This window comes from Paenibacillus hodogayensis (genome assembly GCF_039536325.1).
GTDB classification, from domain to species: Bacteria; Bacillota; Bacilli; order Paenibacillales; family NBRC-103111; genus Paenibacillus_AB; species Paenibacillus_AB hodogayensis.
Window position 1 is genome coordinate 312,335 of the sequence record NZ_BAAAYO010000001.1, and the last position, 26,155, is coordinate 338,489.

The 26,155-nt window shown below is 56.7% G+C and carries 18 protein-coding genes; 10 read left to right on the forward strand and 8 right to left on the reverse strand.

From position 1 onward, the window contains the following. Positions 1-12 precede the first annotated feature (12 nt). Positions 13-1,737 (reverse strand): GMC family oxidoreductase, encoded by a 1,725-nt coding sequence (locus tag ABD796_RS01205; protein ID WP_344901598.1) that lies wholly within the window; start codon positions 1,735-1,737, stop codon positions 13-15. Between the two features lie 44 nt (positions 1,738-1,781). Beyond that, positions 1,782-2,537, reverse strand: coding sequence for a gluconate 2-dehydrogenase subunit 3 family protein (locus ABD796_RS01210; RefSeq protein ID WP_344901601.1), 756 nt, complete (start codon positions 2,535-2,537; stop codon positions 1,782-1,784). A gap of 393 nt (positions 2,538-2,930) precedes the next feature. Between ABD796_RS01210 and cccB the strand changes: the two genes are divergently transcribed. Together cccB and ABD796_RS01220 are read left to right on the forward strand one after the other, a co-directional pair. Next, the gene (cccB, locus tag ABD796_RS01215; protein WP_344901604.1) at positions 2,931-3,272 is read left to right on the forward strand and encodes a cytochrome c551; all 342 of its coding nucleotides are present in this window, start codon (positions 2,931-2,933) and stop codon (positions 3,270-3,272) included. Between the two features lie 307 nt (positions 3,273-3,579). Further along, a complete protein-coding gene (locus tag ABD796_RS01220) occupies positions 3,580-4,908 on the forward strand; it encodes an ABC transporter substrate-binding protein (protein WP_344901607.1) in 1,329 nt (442 codons plus the stop codon). Between the two features lie 130 nt (positions 4,909-5,038). Here ABD796_RS01220 and ABD796_RS01225 read toward each other — a convergent pair whose 3' ends face one another. Both ABD796_RS01225 and ABD796_RS01230 read right to left on the reverse strand, forming a co-directional pair. Further along, positions 5,039-5,941, reverse strand: coding sequence for a helix-turn-helix domain-containing protein (locus tag ABD796_RS01225; protein ID WP_344901610.1), 903 nt, complete (start codon positions 5,939-5,941; stop codon positions 5,039-5,041). Positions 5,942-5,997: 56 nt separating this feature from the next. Then, positions 5,998-7,065, reverse strand: coding sequence for a Gfo/Idh/MocA family protein (locus ABD796_RS01230; protein WP_344901613.1), 1,068 nt, complete (start codon positions 7,063-7,065; stop codon positions 5,998-6,000). Between the two features lie 236 nt (positions 7,066-7,301). Between ABD796_RS01230 and ABD796_RS01235 the strand changes: the two genes are divergently transcribed. The 3 genes from ABD796_RS01235 (at position 7,302) to ABD796_RS01245 (ending at position 11,157) form a co-directional block, all read left to right on the forward strand. Beyond that, positions 7,302-8,090, forward strand: coding sequence for a helix-turn-helix domain-containing protein (locus tag ABD796_RS01235; protein ID WP_344901616.1), 789 nt, complete (start codon positions 7,302-7,304; stop codon positions 8,088-8,090). Positions 8,091-8,496: 406 nt separating this feature from the next. Next, the gene (locus ABD796_RS01240) at positions 8,497-10,137 is read left to right on the forward strand and encodes a copper amine oxidase N-terminal domain-containing protein (RefSeq protein ID WP_344901619.1); all 1,641 of its coding nucleotides are present in this window, start codon (positions 8,497-8,499) and stop codon (positions 10,135-10,137) included. A 108-nt stretch (positions 10,138-10,245) separates the two neighbouring features. Then, entirely contained in the window at positions 10,246-11,157 is a 912-nt protein-coding gene (locus tag ABD796_RS01245; RefSeq protein WP_344901622.1) for an AraC family transcriptional regulator, read from the forward strand. A 185-nt stretch (positions 11,158-11,342) separates the two neighbouring features. On the opposite strand, the gene ABD796_RS01250 is transcribed toward ABD796_RS01245, so the two are convergent. Both ABD796_RS01250 and ABD796_RS01255 read right to left on the reverse strand, forming a co-directional pair. After that, the gene (locus tag ABD796_RS01250; RefSeq protein ID WP_344901625.1) at positions 11,343-12,635 is read right to left on the reverse strand and encodes an ABC transporter substrate-binding protein; all 1,293 of its coding nucleotides are present in this window, start codon (positions 12,633-12,635) and stop codon (positions 11,343-11,345) included. 102 nt (positions 12,636-12,737) lie between these two features. Further along, complete coding sequence (locus tag ABD796_RS01255; protein WP_344901628.1) at positions 12,738-14,141, reverse strand: glycoside hydrolase family 88 protein; 1,404 nt, start codon at positions 14,139-14,141, stop codon at positions 12,738-12,740. A 328-nt stretch (positions 14,142-14,469) separates the two neighbouring features. On the opposite strand from ABD796_RS01255, the gene ABD796_RS01260 reads away from it, so the two are divergent. After that, positions 14,470-15,300 carry a helix-turn-helix domain-containing protein gene (locus ABD796_RS01260; protein WP_344901630.1) on the forward strand — a complete coding sequence of 277 codons (831 nt, stop codon included), beginning with the start codon at positions 14,470-14,472 and terminating at the stop codon, positions 15,298-15,300. A gap of 155 nt (positions 15,301-15,455) precedes the next feature. Here ABD796_RS01260 and ABD796_RS01265 read toward each other — a convergent pair whose 3' ends face one another. Further along, positions 15,456-16,295 (reverse strand): 1,4-dihydroxy-6-naphtoate synthase, encoded by an 840-nt coding sequence (locus ABD796_RS01265; protein WP_344901632.1) that lies wholly within the window; start codon positions 16,293-16,295, stop codon positions 15,456-15,458. Beyond that, the gene (locus ABD796_RS01270) at positions 16,292-16,945 is read right to left on the reverse strand and encodes a futalosine hydrolase (RefSeq protein ID WP_344901634.1); all 654 of its coding nucleotides are present in this window, start codon (positions 16,943-16,945) and stop codon (positions 16,292-16,294) included. Before ABD796_RS01270 ends, ABD796_RS01265 begins: the two co-directional genes overlap by 4 nt. A 462-nt stretch (positions 16,946-17,407) precedes the next feature. On the opposite strand from ABD796_RS01270, the gene ABD796_RS01275 reads away from it, so the two are divergent. From ABD796_RS01275 to ABD796_RS01290, 4 genes are all read left to right on the forward strand, one after another. Then, complete coding sequence (locus ABD796_RS01275; RefSeq protein WP_344901637.1) at positions 17,408-17,971, forward strand: glycerol-3-phosphate responsive antiterminator; 564 nt, start codon at positions 17,408-17,410, stop codon at positions 17,969-17,971. Positions 17,972-18,286: 315 nt separating this feature from the next. After that, complete coding sequence (locus ABD796_RS01280; RefSeq protein ID WP_344901640.1) at positions 18,287-23,758, forward strand: glycerophosphodiester phosphodiesterase family protein; 5,472 nt, start codon at positions 18,287-18,289, stop codon at positions 23,756-23,758. 51 nt (positions 23,759-23,809) lie between these two features. After that, entirely contained in the window at positions 23,810-24,601 is a 792-nt protein-coding gene (locus tag ABD796_RS01285; protein ID WP_344904130.1) for an HAD-IIA family hydrolase, read from the forward strand. 149 nt (positions 24,602-24,750) lie between these two features. Continuing rightward, a complete protein-coding gene (locus ABD796_RS01290; protein ID WP_344901644.1) occupies positions 24,751-26,094 on the forward strand; it encodes an ABC transporter substrate-binding protein in 1,344 nt (447 codons plus the stop codon). Positions 26,095-26,155 lie beyond the last annotated feature (61 nt).

Genomic DNA, 26,155 nt, shown 5'->3' on the forward strand with positions numbered 1-26,155 from the left:
GGCGGGGACGGTTCAGACGACCATCCCGCTGCCTTGCTTCAAATATTTGGCGATCCCTTCCGCCGCCCTGTAAGACAGAGCGCCGACTGTCGCCGTCGGATTATAGCCGCTGTTGTGGGCAAAGGCCGAGGCTCCAACGACAAACACGTTTTCGGCATCCCACATCTGCAAGTACGAATTGACGGCGGACGTCGAAGGATCGGCACCCATAACGGCCCCGCCGGTGTTGTGGGTCGACTGGTAAGGCACAATGTTGTAAGGGTTAAGCTGGTCGCTCGATCCCACTTTGGTCGGGTTCATCTCTTTCATGATTTCGGAGGTTTTGCCCGACATGAATTTGACCAGCTGCCGATCCTGCTCCTCGAAGTCGAACGTAATGCGGACCAGCGGGAGCCCGTAAGCGTCTTTATACGTTGGATCCAGATCGACATAATGATGCCTCCAGGGCATGTTGGAGCCTTGCGAGCCCACGGTCAGCGTTCGGTATGCATATTGGAGCGACGCCTGTTTGAATTCTTTGCCCCATGCCGGCGTCCCTGCCGGCACCGTATTGCTGGCAATCGGCCGCTGGCCCGTCTGGAACAGACGAATCCCCGCGCCGTGTATGAACTGGAAATTGCTGTGGTCGAAGTTGTCTCCGTTAAAATCCGGTATCTCCATGCCGAGCGACCCCGCTCCGGCATATGTATTGAATTGCTTCTCGTCGAAAAACCCGGTCGTCCCGCCGCCCCCTACCTGGTAGGCGTAATTGCGGCCGACGACCCCTTTGCCCGTTGCCGGATTATAAGGAGTCCCCAGCTTGGACGTCAGCATCAGGCGCACGTTGCTGAACAGATAGCCGGCCAGAACGACGAGATCGGCCGGCTGCTCGAACTCCTCGCCGGTGACGGTATTGATGTACACGACGCCGTTCGCCTTCTTGCCGTCGTTGAGCACCTGAGTAACGTTCGAATAGCTGCGGAGCTCGAATTTGCCCGTCTTCTGGGCAACGGGAAGCACCGTTACGACCGCATCGGCCTTGGCTCCGTATTCGCAGCCGAACCGTTCGCAGTACCCGCAATATTGGCAAGCAGCCCGCTCGATGCCGTCCGGGTTTGTGTACGGCTCCGACAAATTGGCCGAAGGAGTCATGTACGGATGGTAGCCTAGCTTCTTCGTCGCCGCTTCAAACATCTTGATAGCCGGCGTCTTCAGCATCTCCTTGGTCGGGAAAGGGCTCGAGCGTTTGCCTACCAGGCCTTCGGGCGCTTCCCCGCCGGAAATGCCGGCCATCTTTTCAAACTTGTCAAAATAAGGCTCTAGCTCGTCGTAGGTAATTCCCCAGTCCTGAATCGACATGCCCTCGGGAATTTTGTCCTTCCCGTAACGCTCTACGGTCTTGCTGTAAATCTCGAAATCGTACGGCAGGAAGCGAAGCGTCTGTCCGTTCCAATGGATGCTTGCCCCTCCGAGCCCTTCGCCGAGCAGAAACGAGCCGTGCTCACGCATCGGAAGCGCGGTCATCTTTTCCGTATTGCGGAACGTGATCGTTTCCTTGGATAAATCCTGCATCAGATCGAGCCGCTGAGCGTACCGCAGCTCGTCATGCACCATGTAGTAATCTTTCGTGCTGCGCGGCTTTCCCCGCTCCAGCCCTACGACCTGAATGCCCTGCTTCGTAAGCTCAGCGGCGATGATGCCGCCAACCCACCCCATCCCGACGATGACTACCGGTACCTTCGGCAATTTCGTGGCCATTCTCTACCCCTGCTTCCTGTGTCGATATAGTAAGTCGGTGCGGTTTAATGCGCGAAATGGTCGTGTAGGCTCCGCGGCTCCATGACGATGAACTCGTCCTTCTCGATCATATTCGTATAGCTCATCTGGTTGCCCGGATATTTCTTCATTTTCCACCCGGCCATATTTTTGTTGCCGCCGTAGACGGGGTCGCAGTAGACGCCCTCCATCGTCATGCTGCGCAGCAGGTTGAAAAATGTCCGGCCCGTTACGCCGGTGACGACCTGAATCTCGCCCTTCTGCATGGCGGTCAGAATCGCGTCCTTCTCGGTATCGCCGACGTCGATAAAGCCTTTGTTGTACTTCTTGTTCGCCTCGTCGTCCAGCGCCTGCAGCCCCATCGTGAACAGCTCGTGCCGCTGGATGCTCGCGTAGTCCCCTTGCGTCGCTTCGGCGTGCCCGAATGGTCCGATTCGGTATTCGCGGACGTTGCTGCCGAACTGGCCGGCCAGTTGATGGTCAATGTAGAACGCCACTGCCAGCTCCGCCGCCCCCGGACCGTTGTCGTCCTTCGGAAAAATGCGTTCGACCGCCGCTTCCGTAATCTGCAGCTGGGACTGGTTGAAAAACATCGGCGCTTCGTTGTAATCGGCGGCAGGCTTCGTCTCGGCGGGGGCGGGCGTCGTTCCTTTGTTGCTGTCCTTCGTGCACCCCGCGATCACGCCGGTGACGACCGCTCCGCCGATGGCGGCTCCGGAATATTTCAGGAACCGGCGTCTGGAGTTTCTTTGCCGCTGCTCGTCATGCTGCTGTTCTGTCATAATCGCTGCTCCTCGGTTTCTTTTTTGATCGCCTTGCTTGGTTCGGTGCGCGGACTTGGCGCGGTTCCATATAGGAGAATAATAGGGTCTGGCTTCCATTAGGTTGAACGCAACCGTTTTAAATTATGCATTCGCGGAAAAGGCTGCCATACGGCCGGGCGAGAGTGATGCGGCGGGCGTTTCAAAGCCGTCCAGACAGAAAGAGAAAGCGATCTTTATGGCCTCCCGGCACACGTTGCCCAACAGCGGAAAGCACAGGAGCTGCGGCAACAGAGCGCGTTGTTGCGTGAATGCCGCATGCATGCATGAAGGCGCGAACGCCAGGAAATGCTATGTTCCATCCGCAAGGATCGCTTGACGTTCAGAAGCTATTCTCACAAGGGAGTGTAGATCATGCGTAAAATAGGAATCGCATGCTGCCTGCTGCTTGCCCTGACGCTTACCGCCTGCGGCAAGAAGGAAACGCCGGAAGCGAATAACGGCGGAGGCACGACTGGGGGCGGGACGACGACCGCGAATGCGGAGGCGATCGTCAAGCAGAACTGTACGAGCTGCCACGGGGTGAACCTGGAAGGCGGCGGCGGTCCGAAGCTGACGGCCGTCGGGGCGAAATATTCGAAGGATCAGATCGCCGGCATCATTACAAACGGCAAAGGCGCCATGCCGAGCTTTAAAGGCAAGCTGTCGGATACGGATGTCAACACGGTAGCCGACTGGTTGGCCGCCAAAAAATAAGCTTGCCGGAGGAATCTGTTTCCGGCTTGCGGGGAGAAGGGCTCTCCGTTCCCCAACATGCAAAGACGCTTCCGAACCCACGGTAGTTTTGGGGATGGAAGCGTCTTTTTTTATGCATGTTTTTACACTTGCGCAGGCTCAAGATTGGGGAATCGCCCATCCGTATCGAAGCGTATTGGAAATCATATACATTCGCTTTCATAAAAAGAAAAACAGCGTGCAAGTTTACCTTAATTTTCATCAAATGGAATATGTTAAATTAAAAGAGCAAGTACGACTAATGCAAAAATAGACAGGGGGAAGCGCAATGACCCGAAAGTGGACCACGGCCCTGCTGCTTGGCACAATAGCCGCAGTGGCCGCAGGATGCGGATCGAACAGTAACGTTCCGGCAGCCGGCAGCGACAAGCCTGCCGAACAGAAGAAGGAGCCGGTGGAGCTTACCGTTTTTTTCCCGTATGCGGCAGATTGGCCGGAAAAAGACTTTATGGAGACGTTCGGACAGCCAATCATGAACAAATTCTCCAACGTGACCATCCGTTTTCTCGCAGGGGGTAAAGTCGAGGAGCTGATCGCCGCGGGGCAAACGATCGATATCATCTACGCCTCGACCGGAGCGACGCCTCCGTTCCTGATCGAGCCGAAGCTGCAATACGATATCACGCCGCAAATTCAAAAATTTAAATACGATTTGACCCGCATCGAGCCGACCATGCTCGACACGGCCCGCCAAATGGCAGGAGGACAAGGCCTGTACGGCTTGCCGGTGTACACCCCTCCCTCGGCCATCTACTACAACAAGGACATCTTCAACAAGTTCGGCGTCGCTTACCCGAAGGACGGCATCACTTGGGATGAGCTGTTCGAGCTGACCAAAAGCTTGACCCGCAGTGAGGGCGGGGTAAATTATACCGGTCTTGGGTCTTCCTATGCGCATTTGGGGCTGCTGAACCAGTTCTCGGTTCCTTTCGTGAAAACCGATACGAAAACGTCCGCCTTTGATACCGATCCGAGGTGGAAGTCGATCACAGAGAACCTGCTCCGTTTTTATACGCTTCCGGGCTACGCCCATATTAAGTCGACTCAGATTTCCGAGCCCCATGAACGAAACCGGTTTTTCAAAGATCGCACTGAAGGTATGTTCCTGGCCTTGACAGCTCTGCATTCGTCCCAGGAAGTCGGCGATATGAACTGGGATTTGGCGTCATTCCCCGTGTTTAAGGAGCTGCCGGACACAGGCCCGCAAGCGTATCCGACGTACTTCTATGTAACATCCATGAGCAAGCACAAGGACCAGGCGTTCGAAGCCATCGCCTACCTCACCTCCGACGAATATCAGCTCAAGAAAGCGAAGGAGGGCAAGTTCCTGCCTACGCTGAGCGACAAATCGATTCGGGCGAAGTTCGGGCAGGACAACCCAATGTATGCGGGAAAAAACGTGAAAGCTCTGCAGCCGGACAAATATGCGAAGGCCGGTTCGGTCAACAAGTACAACGGCTCCAACCTGGGCGAGTATAACACGGTGATGCGCGATATTTTATTCAACAACAAGGACGTGAACACGTCATTGCGCGAATCCGCTGAACGGATCAATAAGAAAATCATTGAGGCCGATACCGCCGCAGGAGCCAAATAATCGCCTAACCATCCGGGGATGCCCTCATCCCCGGGCATCCGGAATCGCTCTAAAGGCCGTAACAGCAAAAGCAAGCAAGGCGCTCGTCCTTGCTTGCTTTCGTGCGTAAAGGCCCGGGTGCAGACTTCCCTCAGCGGGATTCCGGAAACCGCTCGAGACTTTGCCGGTATTGGGTCGGGGTATACCCGGTCTGCCTCAAGAACAGCCGACCGAAAAAGGTAGGGTCCTCATAGCCGACAAGCGCGGCTACGGACGCTACCTTCTCGTCGGATTCCGCAAGCCGCCGCTTGGCACGCTCAATCCGAATGTCGTGCAGCACGTCGACCATACTTTTGCCGAACTCCTGCCGCATCAGACGGTTCAATTGGCGGACGCCCACATGGAACAAGGCTGCCAGCGACTCCTGCGTGATTTTGCGATCGCAGTTCCGCTCCAGATAACCGTAGATGCGCCCTGCCGTCAAGTCGCGAACGGCAGAGCGGGGCGAGCAGTCCGTTCCGCTTCCGTCCGCGATCGTATGACTTCGGGAAAGGAGAACGAGCAGTTGGAGCATTTGCAGCCGAATGATCGTCAAGTGGCCGGGAGCCCGCTTGCCGGCCTCGCGACTCATATTGTTCAGAAGCCCCAGGACGTGGACGGCCTCCTGCCCGTTCAGGCTCAGGTGCCGGTTGAAGCCCGCTTCCACGTCCAGAAGCGGTCGGACGTAGCTGTAATCCATAGGGGACATCAAGGGAAACTCCTTCAGAAGGGCATCAGGGATCAGAGAGGGCATAAACAGACAATTTACGATTTCGACCTGCATCCCTTCGGGTACCGCATAGGCATGGGTTTCGCCTGGATTGATGACATAGACGTCTCCGGCGCTGATGCGATATTCCGCTTCCTCCAAAATGTGAACCCCTTCGCCGTGAACGACATAGACCAGCTCCACAAACTCGTGGCCGTGTTTGTGAAACGCGCCTTGATTTTGACGCTTAACCGAGAACGGGCATTCGTCGCTCATCACTCCGCTGCATCGGTACAAACGCTCCATCGGGCTCCCTCCCGTAACGCGCTATTTTTACATCAGCTTCCGCTGCACGGGGGAGCCTACAACCGCTCGATCATCGGGTCGTCGAGAGTGACACGTCGCCCCTGCCGTGCAGAAGCATAGCAGGCAAGCACCATGCGCAGCGACGTTCGCCCTTCCTCCGCTGTTGCGATCGGCTCCCGCTCGCCGCGGATAAAGGCGGCAAGAGGCGCGGCCAAGTCCCGAATACGCTGCCCGTGATTCGCCGGGCTCTCGAACCCGCTCTCCGTCCAGATGCCGGTCTCCGCGTCGTACCGCTTCAGTCCGCGTCCCGCTCCGGGCGGACGCGGGACGTTGCAGCTGGGCGCGTCGCCGTAATTTTGCACGACCGTTCCCCGCTCTGCCACGATTTCCGTCGTATTCTCGGCCGCGTGGCACGTGAACGAGCAATTCACCTCAGCAAGCGTGCCTCCCGGGTAGCGGAATACCGCGATCCCGTTGTTCATCGGGATGCGCGGATTGTGCAGCGTCTCGATTTCGGCGGTTACGCTCTCCGGGACGCCGAGCCAATCGTGCAGCAAATCGATCGGATGGGCGGCGTCGTCGGCCCAAATGTCGCGGTTGTAAGCCGGATTCACATGCCACGTATCCGCAAACGATGGCTGCAGCCCCATAGCCAGTCCGTGTCTGCGGCGCACCGAGAAGATTCCGCCGAGCTCGCCGCTTTTGATCCATTGTTTCATTTGCAGATTTTGCGGATCGACGCGCATTTGCCAAGCAAGCGTGAACCGAATCCCGCTTCTGCCAACCGCCTCCACGATCCGGTCCGCCTCCTCTATCGTCAGTGCCAGCGGCTTTTGCAAGACAACCGTCTTTCCGGCCCTCGCCGCCTGTTCCACTAGCTCAGCATGAAAAGACGTTTCGGCGCCGATGACGACCGCCTGAATATCGTCGCGCTCCAGAAGCTCGGCGGCGGTGCCGTACGGCTGCAAGCCGTAGGATTGCCGAGCTTTCTCCAATCTGTCGGCATCGTGATCCCAACCTGCCGCCACTCGAAGACCGTGCTCGCCGCCGCTCCATTCGGAACAATACGTATGTATATGCCCATGGGCAAATCCGAGCACGCCAACGTTGATGCGTTCCTTCATCTTCCTACCCCTTCCTGGTTCTGCGATTACCTTCATCATATCCTTCCGGCCGGACAAATTCATGGCCGATCCGGACCATCCTCCTACCGTTTGCGACTTTCGGTTTGCCAGAAGCCTTCACCCAGCTTCGACGAGCGGAGGCCGTTCCTTTTGGCAACGCTTGCAAACTAGCCATTGACAGGAACTTCCCCGATTCGTACAATGAGGCCATCAACATATGGAAAGAGGTCAACAGCATGGAACTCGCCCGCCTCGTTCATTTCCCTTCCGAGGTGTACTTAAATATGAATTTTGTGCAGCGGTTCGAGAATTGGCAGATGGAAGCCCACACCCATTCGTTTCATCAGCTGATCTGGGTAACCGAGGGTACCCTGCTGATCGAGTGTCAGCATCAACACTATACGCTCGGCAAAGGCAAGCTGTGCGTCATCCCCCCCGGCCATGTCCATTCCCTAGCAACGGTTTCGGGTTATTCCCAATTCGGTCTGAACATGAACAGCGACGATCCGACGGGGATGAAGGAGCTGATGCATGCCCATATTACAGAATTCGTGCTGGTCGATTACAGTCATATGTTGGGGCAGCTCGCCGAAGTTGAAGACGACATGGTGAAGGGAACCCGCTTGTCCCGCCTGAAGCTGGTCAACCAATTGGACGCGATTCTGCTCTCCGCCGTCGAGAGCGCTATCCGCAAGAGCGATGCCGATTTCCGCGACCGGCTGCTGCGCCATTTGAAGCAGCATCTGTCCAGTAAACTGACCTTGAAACAGCTGTGCGACCTGTTTAACCTCAGCCAATCGCATCTCGAGCGGCTTGTGTTCAAAGAGTTTGGCTGCGGCGCGATCGAATTGCACAATCAGCTGCGGCTCGACCGGGCTTGCTCGCTGCTGATGAACACCGAACGAAGCATCGACGCCATCGCAAACGAGCTCGGCTTTTATGATTCGGCCCATTTCTCCCGCTTGTTCAAGCGCAAAATGTACCAAACCCCTTCCCAATATCGCAAATCGTCCGATTTACTGTAAAACGCCCGACGGTCTGCCGTCGTTCCTCCGCCCCGCCGGACGGCTATGCCCGCCCGCTTTTTGTCATGCCCATTTAACGCCCTATACCTTGGCGTCTCCCTTTTAACTATAGCAGACCCATAACCCCTCACCAAGTGACAATCGCATCGCAAAATTGTACATTCTTCCCTTCTTTTTCCCCTTCCTTCAGGATGATAGGATTATACAAAATTGTTGAGCAGCTTATCTATGGAGGCGCTTTTCATCCAGGGCTATACTTGACTACATTGGTTCCGGAGCCAACATGATTGTATCGAGAAAGCGATACTGCGGGAATGCGTCGCGCAAAAGTGTAAGCGTTTTATAAAAGATCATTTGTGCATTCCGTTCCCGTCGAAAAATGGGTATCAGAAAGCGAGGATATGCTATGACAAAGGCTCGAAAAGGCAAAAAAGCGATTGTCGTTCTCACCACCTTGGCCGTGCTTGCGGGAGGTGCGGGCGCGATCGGCGCCGTCGCTCCCGCTTCCGCTGCATCGGTGCAAACGATCTCCGGACTGCTTCAGGGTCAGCTCCTGTCCAATCTGGGAGACATTCGTCTGCCGCTTCGTTCGCTGTTCGAGGCAATGGGGGCAGACGTATCATGGAATTCCGATACGAAAAAGGTTACCATCCAGAAAGGGGCGTTCTCCATCATCATGACCGCCGGAGAATCTGTAGTAATGATCAATGGGATACCGAGAACGCTGGACCGTCCAGTACTGATTACCGACGACAAAACCCCGGTTCCCTTGCGGTTCGTGGGCGATCTGCTTAGCGCCCTGTTTCAGCCGAATCCGGGGCAGCCAGCGAGCTGCGTCAATGAACCGACCTTCGAGCAAGCTATGGCGGAGTTGAAATCGAACTTTGACGAACGGGTTGCTGACTATTTGGCCAGCTTGTGGGATCCGGTGGTCGGGGGCTTCTACTTCTCAAAAAGCGCACGCGATCATACGGGCTTCCTGCCAGATTTGGAGAGCACAGGACAAATCATCAACTTTATGAGAGAATCGGGCATGCTGCAATCGGATGCGGAGTTTCTCACGAAGCTGTCCGCTCCCGTCCGTCAGAAGCTGGTGACGTTCACCCAGACGATGCAGGACCCGGGCGACGGCTACTTTTACCACCCCCAATGGGGGAAAAACATCCCGGATGCCCGTCGCGGCCGTGACTTGACCTGGGCGTCAGATGTCATCCTTCGCAAGATGAATGTAAGCCCGCTGTACCTCCTTCCGTCACAGCGCTCCCAGACAGCCGCCAAGCCCGTGCAAATTGCGGCAGCTGGGCCCGTGCAAATTGCGGCAGCTGGGCCCGCCTATTTACAGAGCGAGCAGGCGCTCAAGGACTGGATGGCCGCGCTGCCTTGGCAAGCGAATCCGTACAGCGCCGGTAACTCGGTGAACGCGGTGGCTCGCCAAATTCAAGCCGCCGGGCTCGGCCCTGCCGCCGTTGCGTACTTAAGCTCCATCCAGAACGTTGAAACCGGCTTATGGGGGAATGGGGAAACCTACGAAACCGTCAGTGCTGCAATGAAAGTCGCTCTCATGTATCAGTTGGCCAATCATCCGTATCCGTACGCCATGAAGGCGCTGGAAAGCACCATCCGGGTAGCCCAGATTGATATACCGGTGTCGCAAATCACGTTCATCTATAACCCTTGGTCCGCCATCGCTGCGATTCGTAAAACGTACGCCTCTGTGGGGCTCCCGGTAGGTTTTGTGGAAACGTTAGCCGCCGCCGCTCCCAAGATGATTCTGAAAAGCAGCCAGAAGCTGCAGCCGCTTCGTCTGCCGGACGGCAGCTTCAAGTACAGCCCGGGCAACTCCAATAACTACTCCGCCGGCGTCCTTGTCTCGCTGGGCGGTAACGAAGGGGATGTCAACGCCACGACGATCGCGTTCGGCAGCATGTTGTCTTCGATCTATGCGGCAATGGGCCTGAACAACGTGCCTATATACGACAGCTCTGTAATGACCCGGTTTGCGAATACCGTCAGCAACGCTGCGCCTATTGTGAAGGTACAGCCATAGGACGTCTCGCATTCTTCTGACCGGCGGCTCCAGCGGGCGGACGCAGCCCGAGCCCGCCCCGGCGCATGCCGGGCCGCCGGCACAATCGGGCAACGGGGAGATGAGAGGATGATCCGGAAGGTGACGCAGGCGCAGCCGCAGTTCGATGACGACCTCTATTCGCTCCTGTACAAACAGTGGGAGCAAAAAAGCCCGGACGAACTGTATCACGCCCATGATGGGATTGAATTTTTGTACGTGCACGAAGGGCGGGGGCGCCTGATCTTGAACGACCGGCTGTATATGCTTCAGCCGCGGACGCTGGTCTACTTCAAGCCCTACCAGGTTCATCTGGTCTGGTACGAGACCCCCAGGCTGCGCTCGCTTATTCAAGTGAATACGTCTGTACATAAACCGTTTCTGCACGTGTTTCCGCATCTCGCGGCATTTGTGGCGGACCTGGAGGGATCGGAAGGCGAGCCGCAGATGGTCCGGTTGAATGCGAGACAGGACGAGGACCTGACCCTGCTGCTCGGTCAGCTGCGGCAAACGCTGGACCATGTGGCGGATGTCGAGCGCAAGGAGCAGTTTCTGTTGTTCTGGATGCAATTTCTGTCGTACTTGAAGGTCCATGTGTTCACGGAGAAGAAACCCGGGTCTTCCCTTCCTTCCCGGTGCCGCTCGCCGCATGTCGAGGCTGTCATTGCCTGGATTGACCGCCATTTCCGCGAACCATTTTGTCTGGAAGCCCTCGCTGCCGAAGTCCATCTGTCCGCCACGTATTTGTCCGGGTTGTTTCGGAGCGCCACCGGCACGACGATCACCGGGTTTTTGATGAACCGCAGGCTCGAACAAGCGCGTTTCCTGCTCACGACAACCGTTCTGCCGATCGACCGGGTGGGCAAGCAGTCCGGCTTCCCGAATTCGGCGCACTTCAGCCGCTGCTTCAAGAAGCGGTTCTCGGTCACGCCCCAGCGGTACCGGGCGGAAGCGGCCCTGCTCGCCTCGTCGATTGACGCGCATGCGCCGACGAAGCCTTAAGGCGCCGGCAGCAGGGACGAGCTTTTACATCCGCAGCCCAATCGTTCATGATTGTGCAACCCTTCCCTTCGTTGAGCTCAAAAGTTTGCAAACCAAAAAAAGACCCTTGAGCGGAAGATGCAACCATTCTTCCGTTCAAAGGCTGTCGGGCGAAGCCCACATCAGTTAAGCGCTTACCAAAGTGCTTATTTCTTTTTAGCTAGCTCTTCTTCGATCTTTTTGTTCGTATCTTGCTCGAAATCTCGCAGAGCGGTATTTAAATCTTTGTTGCCGGCCACGAAATCTTTAAATGCGGCGCCAGCGGCATTATTGGCTATTGTGCCGTATGGCGAGAACGGCGGCTTCGCGGCGAGTTTTTCCGGGAAAAAGGCGGCGACGTTTTTACCGGCGTAATTTTTATTGTTTTTGCCGAACGCTTCTTGAACCGCCTTATCTCGAATAACCGGAGTAAATCCTTCCTTGGCAATCTCGATTTGCGCTTCGACTGTCGTTAGGAAAGCGCTCACATCAAACGCTTGCTTCTTGTACTTGCTGTTTGCGAGCACATAAAGGAAGTAAGGATCGGCCGCCGGAGCCGTGCCCTTCATATCCGAATAGTAAGGCAGCGATACCGCGTCCCAGTTGATATGATCCGGTATTCTTCGCGTCACATTCGTGAAATGCAACCACATTGCCAAATTTTGATCTTTGATAAACGCATTTTCGGCATTGGGGAACTGGCTCGCTTCGTACCCGGGAATCATGCTGAATCTGGCAAAGTTGTTCATCATCCGCTTCAAATTATCGTCGGTCCGGGCTTTATTCGTAGACGAATCGACCAAGTTGATCGGCACCTGGCTCGTTTGAATATGGAAGTCGAAATTGACGCCAAGTCCAAAGTACTTCTTCCCGGAGTCTGTCCGGCTCATCTTCACAGCCAAATCGTATGCTTCATCCCAGGTCAAGCCCATCTTCGGATAAGCGACGCCGAACTTGTCGAATAGATCGCGGTTATACAGCATAAAAGGAATTTGCACGAACACAGGCAGCGCATAGATGCCTCCTTTGGCAATATCCCGCTGGATGTTGACAATTGATGGATCGAATTTGTTCAAATCGAACTTGCTTTCTTTGATAAGGCCGGATATGTCGTACTGCAATCCATTATTCATGATCCAATCCATGGTGCCGTTTTGCGTAATCAGCATAAGGTCGATTTGTTCGCCGGCTGCAATCAGGTCGGCCGGTGTAACTTTAGAGCCGATCTGCTGAATAAATTTCGGCGTAATATGCGGAAACTTCTTCTTGATCAAATTTCCGTACAAGGCCCAGAACATTTCTTCCGTCCAGTTGCTCTGCCCGCCATGAAAGACGAGCTCGATCGGCTTCTCCGCTTCTTTCGAATCTGCGGCACTGTCGTTTTGATTGCCGCAGGCAGCCAATACCGAACCGGACATTGCAAGCAATGAAAGTAAAGCTCCATATTTTAAAACTTTCATATTTGTTCCCCCATTAGGTCGTATTATGATGTTTTGAATGCGCTTACGGGTTTATCGGCATCTATTCGTTCGGTATTAAACGATATCGGGTCAATCAAATGGTCATTTCATTGCAGTCTCCGCATACAGCTGCGCCATTAAGCCCATCCCCATCTGCGACAAGACGCGGTATCCGCACGTTTGAAGCTCCATGCCGCCGGCATTGTGCTGGGATACTCCCGATAGAATGCCGTCAGGGGTCAAGTAAGCTTCCAGCGCTTGCAGGCTTACGCTAGCAGCAACCGCGCAGCTCGAGGGCAGCAAACGGTGCCTCGCTCCAAGAGCCAAGGCGGCTGCGATGCCGGCGGAGCCCGACGTATCGATTCCGGTTGCCGAGTCATCGAGGAAATTCGACCACAATCCTCCTTGCTGCCGCCACGAAAGGGCCGATTCCGCGACTCGAACAAGCTCCCGCTCCATCTCGGGCACACCCGGCAATCCGGCATAGGCGGACTGCTTCAGCTCGATCCACGTTCGCGTCATGCCGAGCATATACCAGGCGTAAGCGCGCGCCCAGTTGCGGAATGTACGGGAATTCGTATTTTTGTGGTACCTTAAGTATACATTGCGGTTATCCGCCAGCCAATCGCGGCGGAGCAATACTTGACGGACCGCCTGCTCGGCCAAATCTTTCCGCCCTAACCGCGATGCAATGACCGCAAGCGGGTACGCTACCGTATACATCCCTTCGGCCGTAATCATTTCCCCGTCGATGACAATTCCTTCGCCGTTTGTCTCGCGGGAATCCCAAAATGCGAGAGCTTGCTTCACGACCGGATGATCCGACCGGTGCTTGACGATGACGGCGAGCGGGAGCGTCGCTTCGATCGTCGTAAACGTTCCGTCCGCCGCGCGGCCATACAAGTCTTCATAAAGCAATCGGCCGTCCGCGTCAAAATATTGTCCGAGATGAGCGTCGATGACCGGGTCGATCCGCTGCTCGCCGAATACCGGCTTGAGCGCATAAAGCCCGTCGAGCACACAGCCTTCGAGCCAGCCGAAAGGCTGAAGCGACGAAAGCGAAATGAAGCTTTCCAGATAACGATCCATTCGCGATTCGCCTTCGCCGATTAGCAGGTGCGGCGCAAAGAACCGACGCGCTTCGTCTCCGCCCGAATCGTCGAAAATCCATAACGGCTCCTTTCCATCGCACACCTGCAAGCGGATCCCTTCGCGGAGCACCGCTTCCGTCTGTTCAGCCGTCAGCGCAAGCTCGAACGGCTGGAACACGTAGGCGAATCGGATGTCGAAGCGGCCGAGCACAGCGCCTGTCCCCGCCAAAACGGCTTCTACGAACTTCGTCTCATGGACACCCAAAGCTACCGTCATGCGCAGCCGGCCGTGGGACCGCACCGGACGTTCGATCGAATGCTCGGCATGAGGTGGCGCTAGACGCAAAGCGTCTTCGGCCCGGGCGCCTATAGGAACGGCCGTCCACCCGTGGGCGGTACGTTGTCCTTCTGGCAACGATTTTACCGGCACATTCGCGATCGGTAAAGAATAATAGGTTGGTGAAGCGATAATAGTCTCCTCCGTTCAATGAAAGTATCCATCCGTTGGTTTACGGCGCTATAGGAGTTCAAAACAAGATGTTTGAAACGGCGAGGCCATCCTTTTCGGCATGCAACGGGCTTCAATCATTCGTTCAACTTCTATAGTTTCATTGTAAAAAATTTCGTGCAAAGCGCCATGAATGATAGTGATAGACCTTAACGATATTTGACTCATATTTGTTTGAGATTTTGGCGTGTCTGGTGTATCCTCGAGGTGTGGGAAGGGGAACGGAGGAATCGGGATGATTCGCATGGAGAATTTTTATTTTGACGATTTTATACCGAATTGGCGCAAACCGATCACGAAGACAACCCAGTATGTCGTAATATGGGTTGTTCAAGGAAAGTTTGCGTTTGTGCTCGATAGAGACGAGCACGAGCTGTCCAGAGGAGACGTCCTGATCGTGCGGCCGGGGACGGTACGTTCCGGATCGAACGGCGTTCATCCGCCGCATCAGAAATATATCGCTCATTTCCAAATGGAGCCGTCGACCCTCGATAAAGTGCCGCTGCTTGCCGCCTCCAAAGGATACGAGCTGTTTAAAACGAATAAGCCGGAATATTTACGGCAGCGATTCAGTATGCTTTTTCAGTCGTGGATGGATAAAAGAGACCATTATGAGTTTATATGCCACGGCATCATGACCGAAATTTTCGGAGCGATGTTGCAGGAGCTTAGCCAGCAGCGCATACCCTCCCATAAGCTGCGGGTTGCGAAACAAATCGAAACCTACATGTTGGAACATTACCGAGAAGAAATTACGATCGGTCGGCTATGCGAACTCGTCCAATTATCGCCTTCGTATGTGATTGGAATTTTTAAAGAGGTGTATCTCCAAACTCCAATTGAATTTATCCATCAAATTCGGATATCGATCGCCAGCGACCTGCTGCTGCAATCGGCGATGAATATATCGGAAGTTTCCGATTATCTCGGCTTTTGCGATCCGACCTACTTCAACCGTGTATTCAAAAAAGTGACCGGACGTCCGCCGTCGTCGCTGCTGAAGGAACGAAAAGCGTATGCTTTGCGAGCAGATATACAAGTCGGAAAAGGGGACGTTTTGAAATGAGGCTCCCTTCTAAATGTTGACGCTTGCATAGGGAATGGAAATCAAACTGCCGGATCGCCAAAAAGTCTTGGCCCGCTCTCTGCCTCCCTTCATTCAAAGGAGACAAGAGCAAGCCAAGACTTTAAGACTTCAAACGTTCAAACCTCTTCGCCGCTTTACCGCAAGGCGGCCAGATCCACCGCCGGTACAAGCCCTTCCCTGGCGGCCCTGCCCAGCAGCGCCTCCACGGCGGCGTAACCGGCTTCGCCTAAATCGGCGGTAAATTCGTTGACGTACAAGTCGATATGCGCCTGCGCGACGGTCGGGTCCAGCTCCTGCGCATGATGCAGCACATAATCGCGCGACGCCTCCGGATGCGCCCAGGCGTATTCCACCGAATCGCGAATCCAGCGGGCGATCGCTTCCCCGTCCAACGTCCGCCGGGCGATAATCGCTCCGAGCGGGATCGGCAGCCCCGTGTCGCTCTCCCACCAGCTGCCCATGTCGGCCAGCAACGTCAGCCCGTAGTTCTGATACGTAAAACGCGCTTCATGAATGACAAGCCCGGCGTCGATAACTCCGTCTCGCACCGCAGGCATGATTTCGTGGAACGGCATGACGACGATTTCTCCCACGCCTCCCGGCACCTGCTGGGCCGCCCATAGCCGGAACAGCAGATAAGCCGTCGAGCGCTCGCTCGGCACGGCTACGCGTTTGCCGGACAGAGACGAAGCCCCTTGCAGCGCCGCTTCCGGGCGATTCGTCAGCACGAGCGGGCCGCAGCCTCTGCCGAGCGCCCCCCCACACGGGATGAGCGCATACTCGGACAGCAGCCAAGGCAAAGCAGCGTACGAAACCTTCAAAATATCCGGCCCGTTGCCGCTAGCCGCCCAATTGTTCGTAATGTCGATATCCGCATAGGTCACTTCCAGCTCCGGCGCATCGGGGATCAGCCCGTGCACGCAGGCATGGAAGACGAACGTGTCGTTCGGACACGGAGAGAACGCGATTTTCATCCAAGCACCTCCACTAAAATAGGTCCGGCCGCCTCCAGCAGCTCCAGCGCCTCGCGAATTTTCCACGAGGACCGGTCGCGGGGGCCGACTGCATTGGAAACGGCGCGAATTTCCAGCGCCGGCAAGCCGTGCAGCGCAGCGGCGGTCGCCACTCCGAACCCTTCCATCGCTTCCGCCGCTGCGTTCGGCACCCGTGCGGCAAGCCGGGCCGCGGATTCGGCCGTGCCCGTGACCGTAGACACGGTCAGTACCGACCCGCTGCGCACGGGCAGCCCCGCTTGGGACAGCGCGTCGGCTAACCGCCGGGCAAGCGGCCCGTCGACCGTCACGCGCGCCGAGCCGAAGCCAAGCTCGTCCACGCTGCTGAACCCCTCCGCCGTCTCGGCGCCCAGATCGGCGGCGACGATATCGCTCGCCACTACCAGCTCCCCTACGGCGGCTTGTCCAGCGAAGCCGCCGGCAATCCCTGCGCTGACGACGAGGTCGTATGGCGCCGCGGCAAGCAAAGCCGCCGTGTTGGCCGCAGCCGCAGCCGGCCCAACGCCGGCCAGCGCCACCTCGAAGCGGCTGTCGCCGCGCAAGCCGCGCAGCAGCGCGTCCCTTTCGGCCGCGACGGCCGTCATGACCAGCACGCGTTTGATCGCATTCATGCCGGATCGTCCCCTTCGCTTGTGAATTTTCTCACTTGAATCGTGCTACTTTTCATTGTAAACGATTCTTTTCTCCAGCGAAAGCTTCCTTCGCTCCCTTTCAGGGCAATCGCATGAGACGCAGTCCGGCTAAGCAGAGAAGGCGGAGGAGAGCCTTTGGGTCCGCAAAAGCGAAGCAGTCGCCTTTGAAAGCGGATTCCGCCTGCTATGACCCAAACAGGGAATCCGATTTCAAGTGCGATTGGAGGAGCAAAGGGTCGCCGCAGCCTCGCTTTGCCGCCGATTTTTCTTATGCGATTCCCCTCCCCTTTTGACTGCAAAAGAACTTCTCGGCCCCTCTACCAAACCGGTGCGAATACAATTGCATTGCCTTAACACTACGCTAACAATCGTCTAGTATGCTGGGTGCAGCGGACGAAAGTCCGGATCGGTGCGGTATAGCCGACAGAAGGAGGACAAGCAGTGGCTCAAGGACTTTACGATTATTGGGGACCGGACAGGAGAGTGGCCGCCGTGCGCAAATCGGAAGATTTGCCGGCAGCGCTGCGGAATAGCTGGCCTGTCGTGTTTTTGCTGATCGGAGATTTGTTTACCGCCGAGCGTTATGTGGCCGAAACGCTGCGGGCCGGCAAAAAAGTGTTTTTGCACGTCGATTTCATTGCCGGGCTCGGAGGCGATCCGATCGTTATCAAATATATCGCGGAGAGGATCAAGCCGACCGGAATCATTTCCACGAAAAGCCATTTCGTCAAAAATGCCAAAAAGCACGGGCTGCTCGCCATCCAGCGCTTATTTATTATCGATACCTCCGCCCTTGAGCAGGGCATTCACAATATCCGGCAAAGCGAGCCGGACGCCATAGAGATTATGCCCGGCCTGCTGACGCGCGTCATCTCCGAACTGCGCGACAATGTGCCGATACCGGTCATCGCGGGCGGGCTGATCAAAGAGCAGGCGGAGATCGACATCGCTCTGGAAGCGGGAGCATCGGCCGTATCCATGGGCAACCGGCTGCTGTGGACCTGACGGTCACTACATACGGCTCGCGACCTCTGTCCATGCAGCTTTCAGCTTTTCGCCGCACTCCGTAACCCGACATCGGCTCGTCCCTTTACAAAATGTCCACATCCCGTTGATATTCGCCTAACAAAAGGCTGATAAAGTGGAGCTAGTGATGGACAATCGAATAGTCGAGGGTACGAGACGAGGAGAATACCCTTTTATGTGTCGCGGACGGAACAGCTCTGTTAGAGAAGCCGTTTCCTTTGCCGATGCGTAAAAGGGTTTTTTGTCGTCCTTTTCCGCTTGACCGACCCATCCACCAAAAGGAAGGGTGTATCCATGAAAAAGCCATCGAAGCTGCTGTCCATCGTATTGAGCGCCACGATGCTCGTCGGACTGCTTCCGGTTGATCCCTTTACCCAGAAGGCGAGCGCGGCGGAAGGCCGGAAAACGCTGGAGGTGCGGAAAACGCTGCATGCGCCGATTATTGACGGCACACTGGACGACTCCGTATGGAGCATCGATCAGTCGCTGGACGTCTTGGTCGGGGAAGGTCCGGCTCGGGCGTCCAAATTCGGTCTGCTCTGGGACAATCAGTATTTGTACGTCGGCGTGAAAGCCGAAGACCCGGCACCCATGCAGGATAAGTCGGGAAATTGGTTCGATCAGGACAACATCAATCTGTTTTTCGATCCGACGCTCCACCGGTCGACGCCTTACGCCAAGGACGATATGCAGGCCGGCTTCGTTTTCCGGCAAGACTCGGCCACGCCGGAGTTCCATTTCGGAGCGGCTCTGAACACTCATGCGGGCAAGGACGAGAAGGACATTTTACGCTCGATTCGCAAAACGGACACGGGCTGGAATCTGGAAGTCGCGATTCCATGGGACATGCTGAACTTTAACCCGGTGCTGACCAAGCAGCTCGGCTTCGAGATCGGGGTAACGGACCGTTTCGGCGATCAAGAGGCCAATCAACGGACCAGCTTCTGGAGCGCCTTCCAGACGAAGTCGTTCTGGAACGATACAAGCGGCTTTGGAACTCTCGTGCTGAACGACGACAATCCGGTAACTAACCAGACGAACAACGTGCTGCTGTTAGAAAACTTCGACGGCATTCCTAACGGCGCGCTGCCGCAGAACTGGATCTCCGACGTCAACGCGGGAAGCAATCCGTTCACCGTGCAGCGAGATACATACGGCAACGCCCGGCTCGTCTTCGACGGCAAAGCGTCGGGCAAGCAAGCCCGGGTTGCGGCTCCGGTCCAGTGGGACAACTATACGGTCGAAGCGGACGTCCGTTTCGAGAGCGTACTGGATGACGGCAGATGGGCATCCTTGATGTTCCGTGGATCCTCGAACGGCAAAGCGCCGTACAACCAGATGGCTCTCCGCCAGAATGGCAAATATGAAGTGGCCATGCGCAAGCCGGACAACAGCTGGTCGGTTATCGCAAGCGGCGCATCCAACCCGCTCGCCCTGAACGCCGACTATACGATGAAGGTACGCGTCTTCGACAACAATGTGAAGGAATACATCAAAGCAAAGGACGACCCCAATTATACGCTTCTGCTTGACCAAAGCTTTACGAAAGACTTGCTCCAACGCGGCAAAATCGGCTTCCAGGTCGACCAAAGCAAAGTTTCCTTCGACAATCTGAAGGTGACGCGGATTACGGCGGACCGGTTCGACCTGACGCTGCCCGCAACCGTCGAAGCGTTGAGCGGACCGCTTAGCGTCACCGGCAGCGTCTACTTCTCGGACGGCTTGACCGAGACGGTCGCCTCCGATCGTCTCAAGCTGTACTCGACCGACGAAAGCGTCTTGAAGGTAATCAACAACCAGGTGTATCCGCTCCGCGCAGGCAGCGCGACGATCAAGAGCGTGTTCGGCAATGCGGAAGCATCCCGCACGATTACGGTTACTCCTTCGGCCACTGGAGCGAAGGTCGTCAAGCTTAACCATACACAAGGCTACGAACTGGCCACGACAGGCGTGCCGGTCGCGCTCGACACTTGGACGTTCCAGACGGAACTTAGCGACTTTACATCCGGCACGATCCGCGGCAACCAACTGACGTGGAGCACGGACAGCAGCGCCGTCACCATCGCGGGCAACGGCATCACCGTCCGGCAGAAGGGCGTTCACCAATTGTCCGCCCAGATTGACGGTGTTACCGTTCCACTGCTCGTCGTAGCGAAAGACGCCGGCGACGCCGAATACGTCCTGTACGAAGAAAATTTCGATAATGTCAGCGACGGAACTATGCCACAGGGCTGGACGCGCAAGGAAGGTACGACTGTGGCGGCAGCGGCCGTACGCTCGGGAGCGTTCGAGATCAATGCCTCCGCTTCGCCGGACAATCCGTCCCGCGTGCTGCTGCCCGACTATTTGGGCGCCTTCGGAGACTACAAGATCGAAGCCGACGTTACCCATTTGGCTGCCAACGACAATGCCAGGTGGCACTCGATCATGTTCCGGATCCAGAACAACGACTTCCCTTATTACCAGATGGCCGTCCGCAAAGACGCAACCGTCACGAACGGCGTCGAATTCGCGGAAAGAACGCCGGCCAACGGCTGGAGCGTAATGGACACCGGCTCTTACAGCGAGGCGATCGACCCTGCCAAGATGTACCGCTATACGGTAAAAGCCCGCGGCAACCGCGTGCAGGAATGGATCGGCGACAAACTGCTCGTCGATACGGACAATGCGTCCGCTTACGCGAAGGGCCGCATCGGTCTGCAAGCCAACGGCAGCAAAATGAAAGTGGACAACATCCGCGTCACGCTGCAGCAAGAAGCGCTGCCGCCGATGCCGGTAGACCGGTTCGTAAAAGTGTATGAACCGGAGACGAAAATCGCCATGGCGCCGACGGTCGTGGCCGAGCTTGCCAACGCCGACCAAGCTGCGGCATGGAATAACTCGCCTTCCCCGGCAACCGTTATGCTTCATCTGAACGACGACTTGAGCATTTCCGACGCTTCGGGAAGCAAAACGATCGGCGATGTGGAGACGATCTTGAATTCGCTCGGCTCCCGGGTCATTCCCGCTTTCCATATCCGGACCGAGCAAGCGGCGGACAAACTGATTCAGCTTATCGAGGCCAAAAGGATCGAAGACGCGTTCGTCGTCTCCGACAACGGCAGCCTGATCAAACGCGTCCGTACCGCCGCCCCTCTGATCCGCGGCATTCTGGATTTAAGCGGCAAAAGCGGCAAAGCGTTAACAAAGGATAATCTGCTCGACATTCTCCGGGAAACGACATTGAGCGGCTCCAAAATCGCTATTCTTCCGCAGGAAGCGGCGACGTTGGACAACATGGCTTATTTGCAGCAGCGGACGATCGTCGTCTGGGCCAAGGAAACGGCCGATTCCAAAGGGAAAAACGTCGCCCTGCACACGCTGATCACGGCTGGCGCAAACGGCATCGTAACCGATTCGCCGGATGCGGCCATTCAAGCTCTTGCCGTGTACAACAACGCAACGACGCTTGTACGCAAGCCTTACATTATCGGACACCGGGGCATGCCCTCGACATCGCCGGAGAACACGATCGAGAGCAACCGACTCGCCCTCGAAGCCGGTGCGGACTTTATCGAGAACGACATGTTCGTAACGAAGGACGATCATCTGGTCATTATCCACGATACCGTGCTTCAGAACACGACGAACGGCACCGGCAACGTCGAGGACTTCACGCTGGAGGAGCTCAAGCGGCTCAACGCCAACAAGCCTTATCCGAAAGGCTTCCCGGATGTGAAAATTCCGACTCTCGACGAACAAATCGACCTCGCCCGCGAAAAGGGCGGGATGGTGTATGCCGAAATCAAGACGAGCACCCCGCGTGCGGTTGATGTGCTGGTCAAACTGATCAAGGAAAAGAAAGCCGAAGATATCGTGAATATTATGTCGTTCGATTCGAACCAGTTGAAGCGGTTCGCCCAGCAGATGCCGGAAGTTCCGCTCGGACTGTTGGTCGGCAGCCCCGGCTCGGATACGGACGCCAATATCAACAAGACGCTGCGCGATACGCTCCGGACAGTGCAAAACCAGAACGTGACGTTCAACGCCGGTTACTACAATTTGGGTCAAAAGTTTATGGAAGCGGCCAAACACCGCGGCGTCATCATCTCGCCGTGGACGATCAACGACAAGGTCGACTTTACTTCCTTCTTCCTGCGCGGTCCGTTCGGGATCACGACCGACTACGCCTACTACGCGTCGGACTGGAACGCTTCGCTTCGCGCGGACAAGGAAATTTACGTTCTCTCTGTTGGCGAGAACGCCACGCTGACAGCCAACGCGGAATCGTTCAAACGGGTTAAAGAACCGGTCAAGCCGGAGCTCGTCTGGCTCGATGGCAAGGAGCTGTTTGAAACAGACGGCAGTACGGTCAAGGCCAAAAAGCCAGGTACGGCTCATGTGCTGCTGCGCTATACGACCGTTATCGGCGAAACCAACAAATACGACCTGTATACCCAGCCCGTTACGCTCGAAATCAAGAGCCCGGATGGCGGTAATACCGGCGGCGACAATGGCAGCGACAACGGTAGTGAAAACGGCGGCAACAACAGCGGTAACAATGGCAGCACCGGAAGTGGTGCTCCAGGCGGAAGCACGCCAAGCAAACCGGACGATAAAGCCGGCGTCGTGAGCGCCGCCGACGGCAAAGTCGGCAGCGAGGCGCTGAAGAAAGCGTTCGAGGTTTCGTCCAACGTGGAAGTACACTTTACCGGCAGCACGCTCGCCGTTCCAGCCGACGCCTGGACGGACGAAGCGCGCGCCAAAGGCGGAACGCTTATCGTTGCAAGCGACAGCGCGGCCTACCATTTCCCGGCCTCCGCTTGGCAGCCCGAGCAGTGGGCGGCTCAACTCGGCAGTCCGGCAAGCCCTGTAACGCTTCGCTTCACGATGAAGGTGCTGGACGGCAGCGAAGCCGCATCGGCTGCCTCGGCCGTTAAAGCGGCGGGCGGTCAGCAAATCGCCGACGCCGTGCATTTCGAAGTAGAAGCGGTAAACGCCGACGGCAAATCGGTGCCGGTCACATTCGGCTCGGCTTACATTACACGCGATATGACAGTGAAGGGCGCTGTCGATCCGGCCAAAGCGACCGGAGTCCAGCTGTTCCCGGAAACGCAGCAGGTCCGGTTCGTCCCTACCGTCTTCACAACGGCAAACGGCAATACGACGGCAGCCATGAAACGGAACGGCAACAGCGTCTACACGATCGTCCAGAACGACAAGAGCTTCTCCGACATGTCCGGCCACTGGGCCAAAGCGGATGTGGAGCTGCTCGCCAACAAGTTTGTAGTCGACGGCGTTAGCGATAGCCGTTTCGATCCGGAACGCGGCATTACCCGCGCCGAATTCGCCGCGCTGCTCGTGCGCGCCCTGGCACTGAACCCGGCATCCGGCTCTTCCGAATTCCGCGATGTGAATGCCGGCTCCTGGTATGCGAAAGACGTCGCAGCAGCATCCGCTGCCGGCTTGATCGGCGGTTTCGAGGACGGCACGTTCCGTCCGGACCAGCCTGTCAAGCGCGAGGAACAAGCGGCCATGCTCGTACGCGCGCTGTCTTATGCGGGCATCGACATTAGCGTAACGAAATCCAAGCAGGACGACATCCTCGGCCGCTACCGCGACCGTGACGGTATCGCCTGGGCGCAAGCGGAGCTGTCCGCCGCCGTAAACGCCGGACTGATGAACGGCATGACTGCGGACACGCTCGACGCGCAGAGCCACGCTACCCGCGCCCAGTCGGCCACAATGCTGAAACGGTTTCTGAGCAAGGCAGCTTTTATCAACTGACCGGTTACGCATCAATTTTTCGAGAAGGGAGCTGCTCGCAACTTGCCGGATGTGGTCGATTATGAAGGTTATTTCTTTGACTTGGACGGAACCGTATTTATCGGGGAGCGGCTGCTGCCTGGGGTACTGGACACGATCGCTTTATTGCGGGAGAAAGGTAAAAAAGTGCTGTTTCTGAGCAATACGACGATTCGCACCCGTCGGGAATGCCAGGAACGTTTGAAGAAGCTCGGCCTAGATGCCGAGCTGGACGAGATCGTGACGGCCGCCTTCGCGGCGGCCGTCTATATGCGGGAGCAGTCGCCGCAGCCCTCGGTGCTCGTCGTCGGGGAACCGGCGCTTGCAAGCGAGCTGAACGAGCAGGGCGTGCGTATGACGAGCCGCCCGGAGGAAGCGACGCATGTGCTCGTCGGGATGGACATGCAGTTCGACTACGGCACTCTGCATACGGCCATGAAGGCCGTACGCGGCGGGGCCGAGCTGATTGCGGCCAATCCGGACCCTAATTGTCCGGTCGTCGGGGATGTCATCCCCGACACGTGGTCGATGGTGAAAGCGATCGAGGCGGCCAGCTGCGTCGAGCCGACAGCCATCGTCGGCAAGCCGTCCGGCTACTATGCCGCCAAGGTGCTGGAATGGAGCGGACTGCGGGGCGACCGGTGTCTGATGATCGGCGACCGGCTGGAGACGGATATTTTGTTCGGCTCCGACAACGGGCTGTATACCGCCCTGGTGCTTACCGGCGTCACGTCGGCCCGCGACGCCGAGCTTTCGCCGATTCGGCCCGATTACGTGTGGCATACGCTGGAGCAATTCATGGAACTGGCGCAAAGCCGGAGCTAGTGCAGTAAGCGAAACGAGTCAAGTGAGTCTTATGAGTCTAGTGATTCAAACCGCTCGAGCCGATCCGAGCCAGTCCGGTCCATCCAAGCCGGACTGCGCCGGACGAGCCGGGAAGCAATCCAATCCACGATCCGAAAGGGAGAATCCGAATGCGTTCCTTAAAGACCACCCTAATCTGTCTCGCGTTGAGTTCCGCCATGCTGACAGCCTGCGCCAAACCCGCGGCCAACGGTACCGCAAACGCGCCGACGCCCGCGCCAGCCGGCTCGGCCACGACAGAACCGGCCAAAAAAGACGAGAAGGTCGAGCTGACCTTCTACTATCCGATCGCCGTAGGCGGACCTCTTACCGCGACGATCGAAGGCATGGCCCAAGAATTTACGAAGCTCCATCCGAACATTACCGTCAAGCCCGTCTACACCGGCAGCTATGCCGATACGACCGTCAAGACGCAGGCCGGAGTGCAGAGCAAAACGCCGCCGGATGTCGCCGTGCTGCTCTCCACGGAGCTGTTCAGCCTGCTCGATATGAACGCGATTGTCCCGCTTGACGATTTTATCGCCAAAGAGGGCAACAATTATTTGTCCGACTTCTACCCGTCCTTCATGGCCAACTCTCAAACCGGCGGCAAAACGTACAGCATCCCGTTCCAACGCAGCACGATCGTCCTGTACTACAACAAAGCTATGTTTAAAGCGGCCGGACTGGATCCGGAGAAGGCGCCGCAAACGTGGACCGAGATGCGCGACTACGCCAAGAAGCTGACCAAAGACGGCGTATGGGGACTGGAAATACCGGTGTCCGGCTTCGCCTACTGGATGCTGCAGACGTTCGCCCTGCAAAACGGCAAAAACCTGATGACCGAGGACGGCAAAAAGGTCATGTTCAACACCCCGGAAAATATCGAAGGCCTGCAATACTGGTCCGATCTGGCAATGAAGGACAAAGTCATGCCTCAAGGCGTAACCGAGTGGGGTACGGTCCCTTCCGACTTCCTCGAAGGCAAGACGGCGATGATGTATCACACGACCGGCAATTTGTCCAACGTCAAGAAAAATGCCAAGTTCGATTTCGGCGTCGGCTACCTGCCCAAAAACAAAAGCTTCGGCAGCCCGACAGGCGGCGGCAACTTCTATATTTTCAAGGATATCGACAAGAAAAAGCAGGAAGCGGCTTGGGAATTCGTCAAGTTCATGACCGAAACGGAGCGCGCCGCGCAATGGAGCATCGACACCGGCTACGTCGCCGTCAAGAAGTCGGCCTACGAGACCGAGCGGATGAAAAAGTACGTCGCCGAATTCCCGCAAGCGCTCGTCGCCCGCGACCAGCTCCAGTACGCTTCGGCCGAGCTGTCGACGCATAACAACGGCAAAGTAACCAAAGCGATCAGCGATCAGGTGCAAGCGGTGCTGACGGACGGCGCAACGCCGGCGGAAGCGCTCAAGAAAGCGCAGGAAGAAGCGGATAAGGCGCTCGCGCCTTTCAACAAGTAACACTACGCGGAAAGCCGGGGGCCGGGGCAGCCGCTGCGATCGTTTGCAGCCTGGCGCGCCT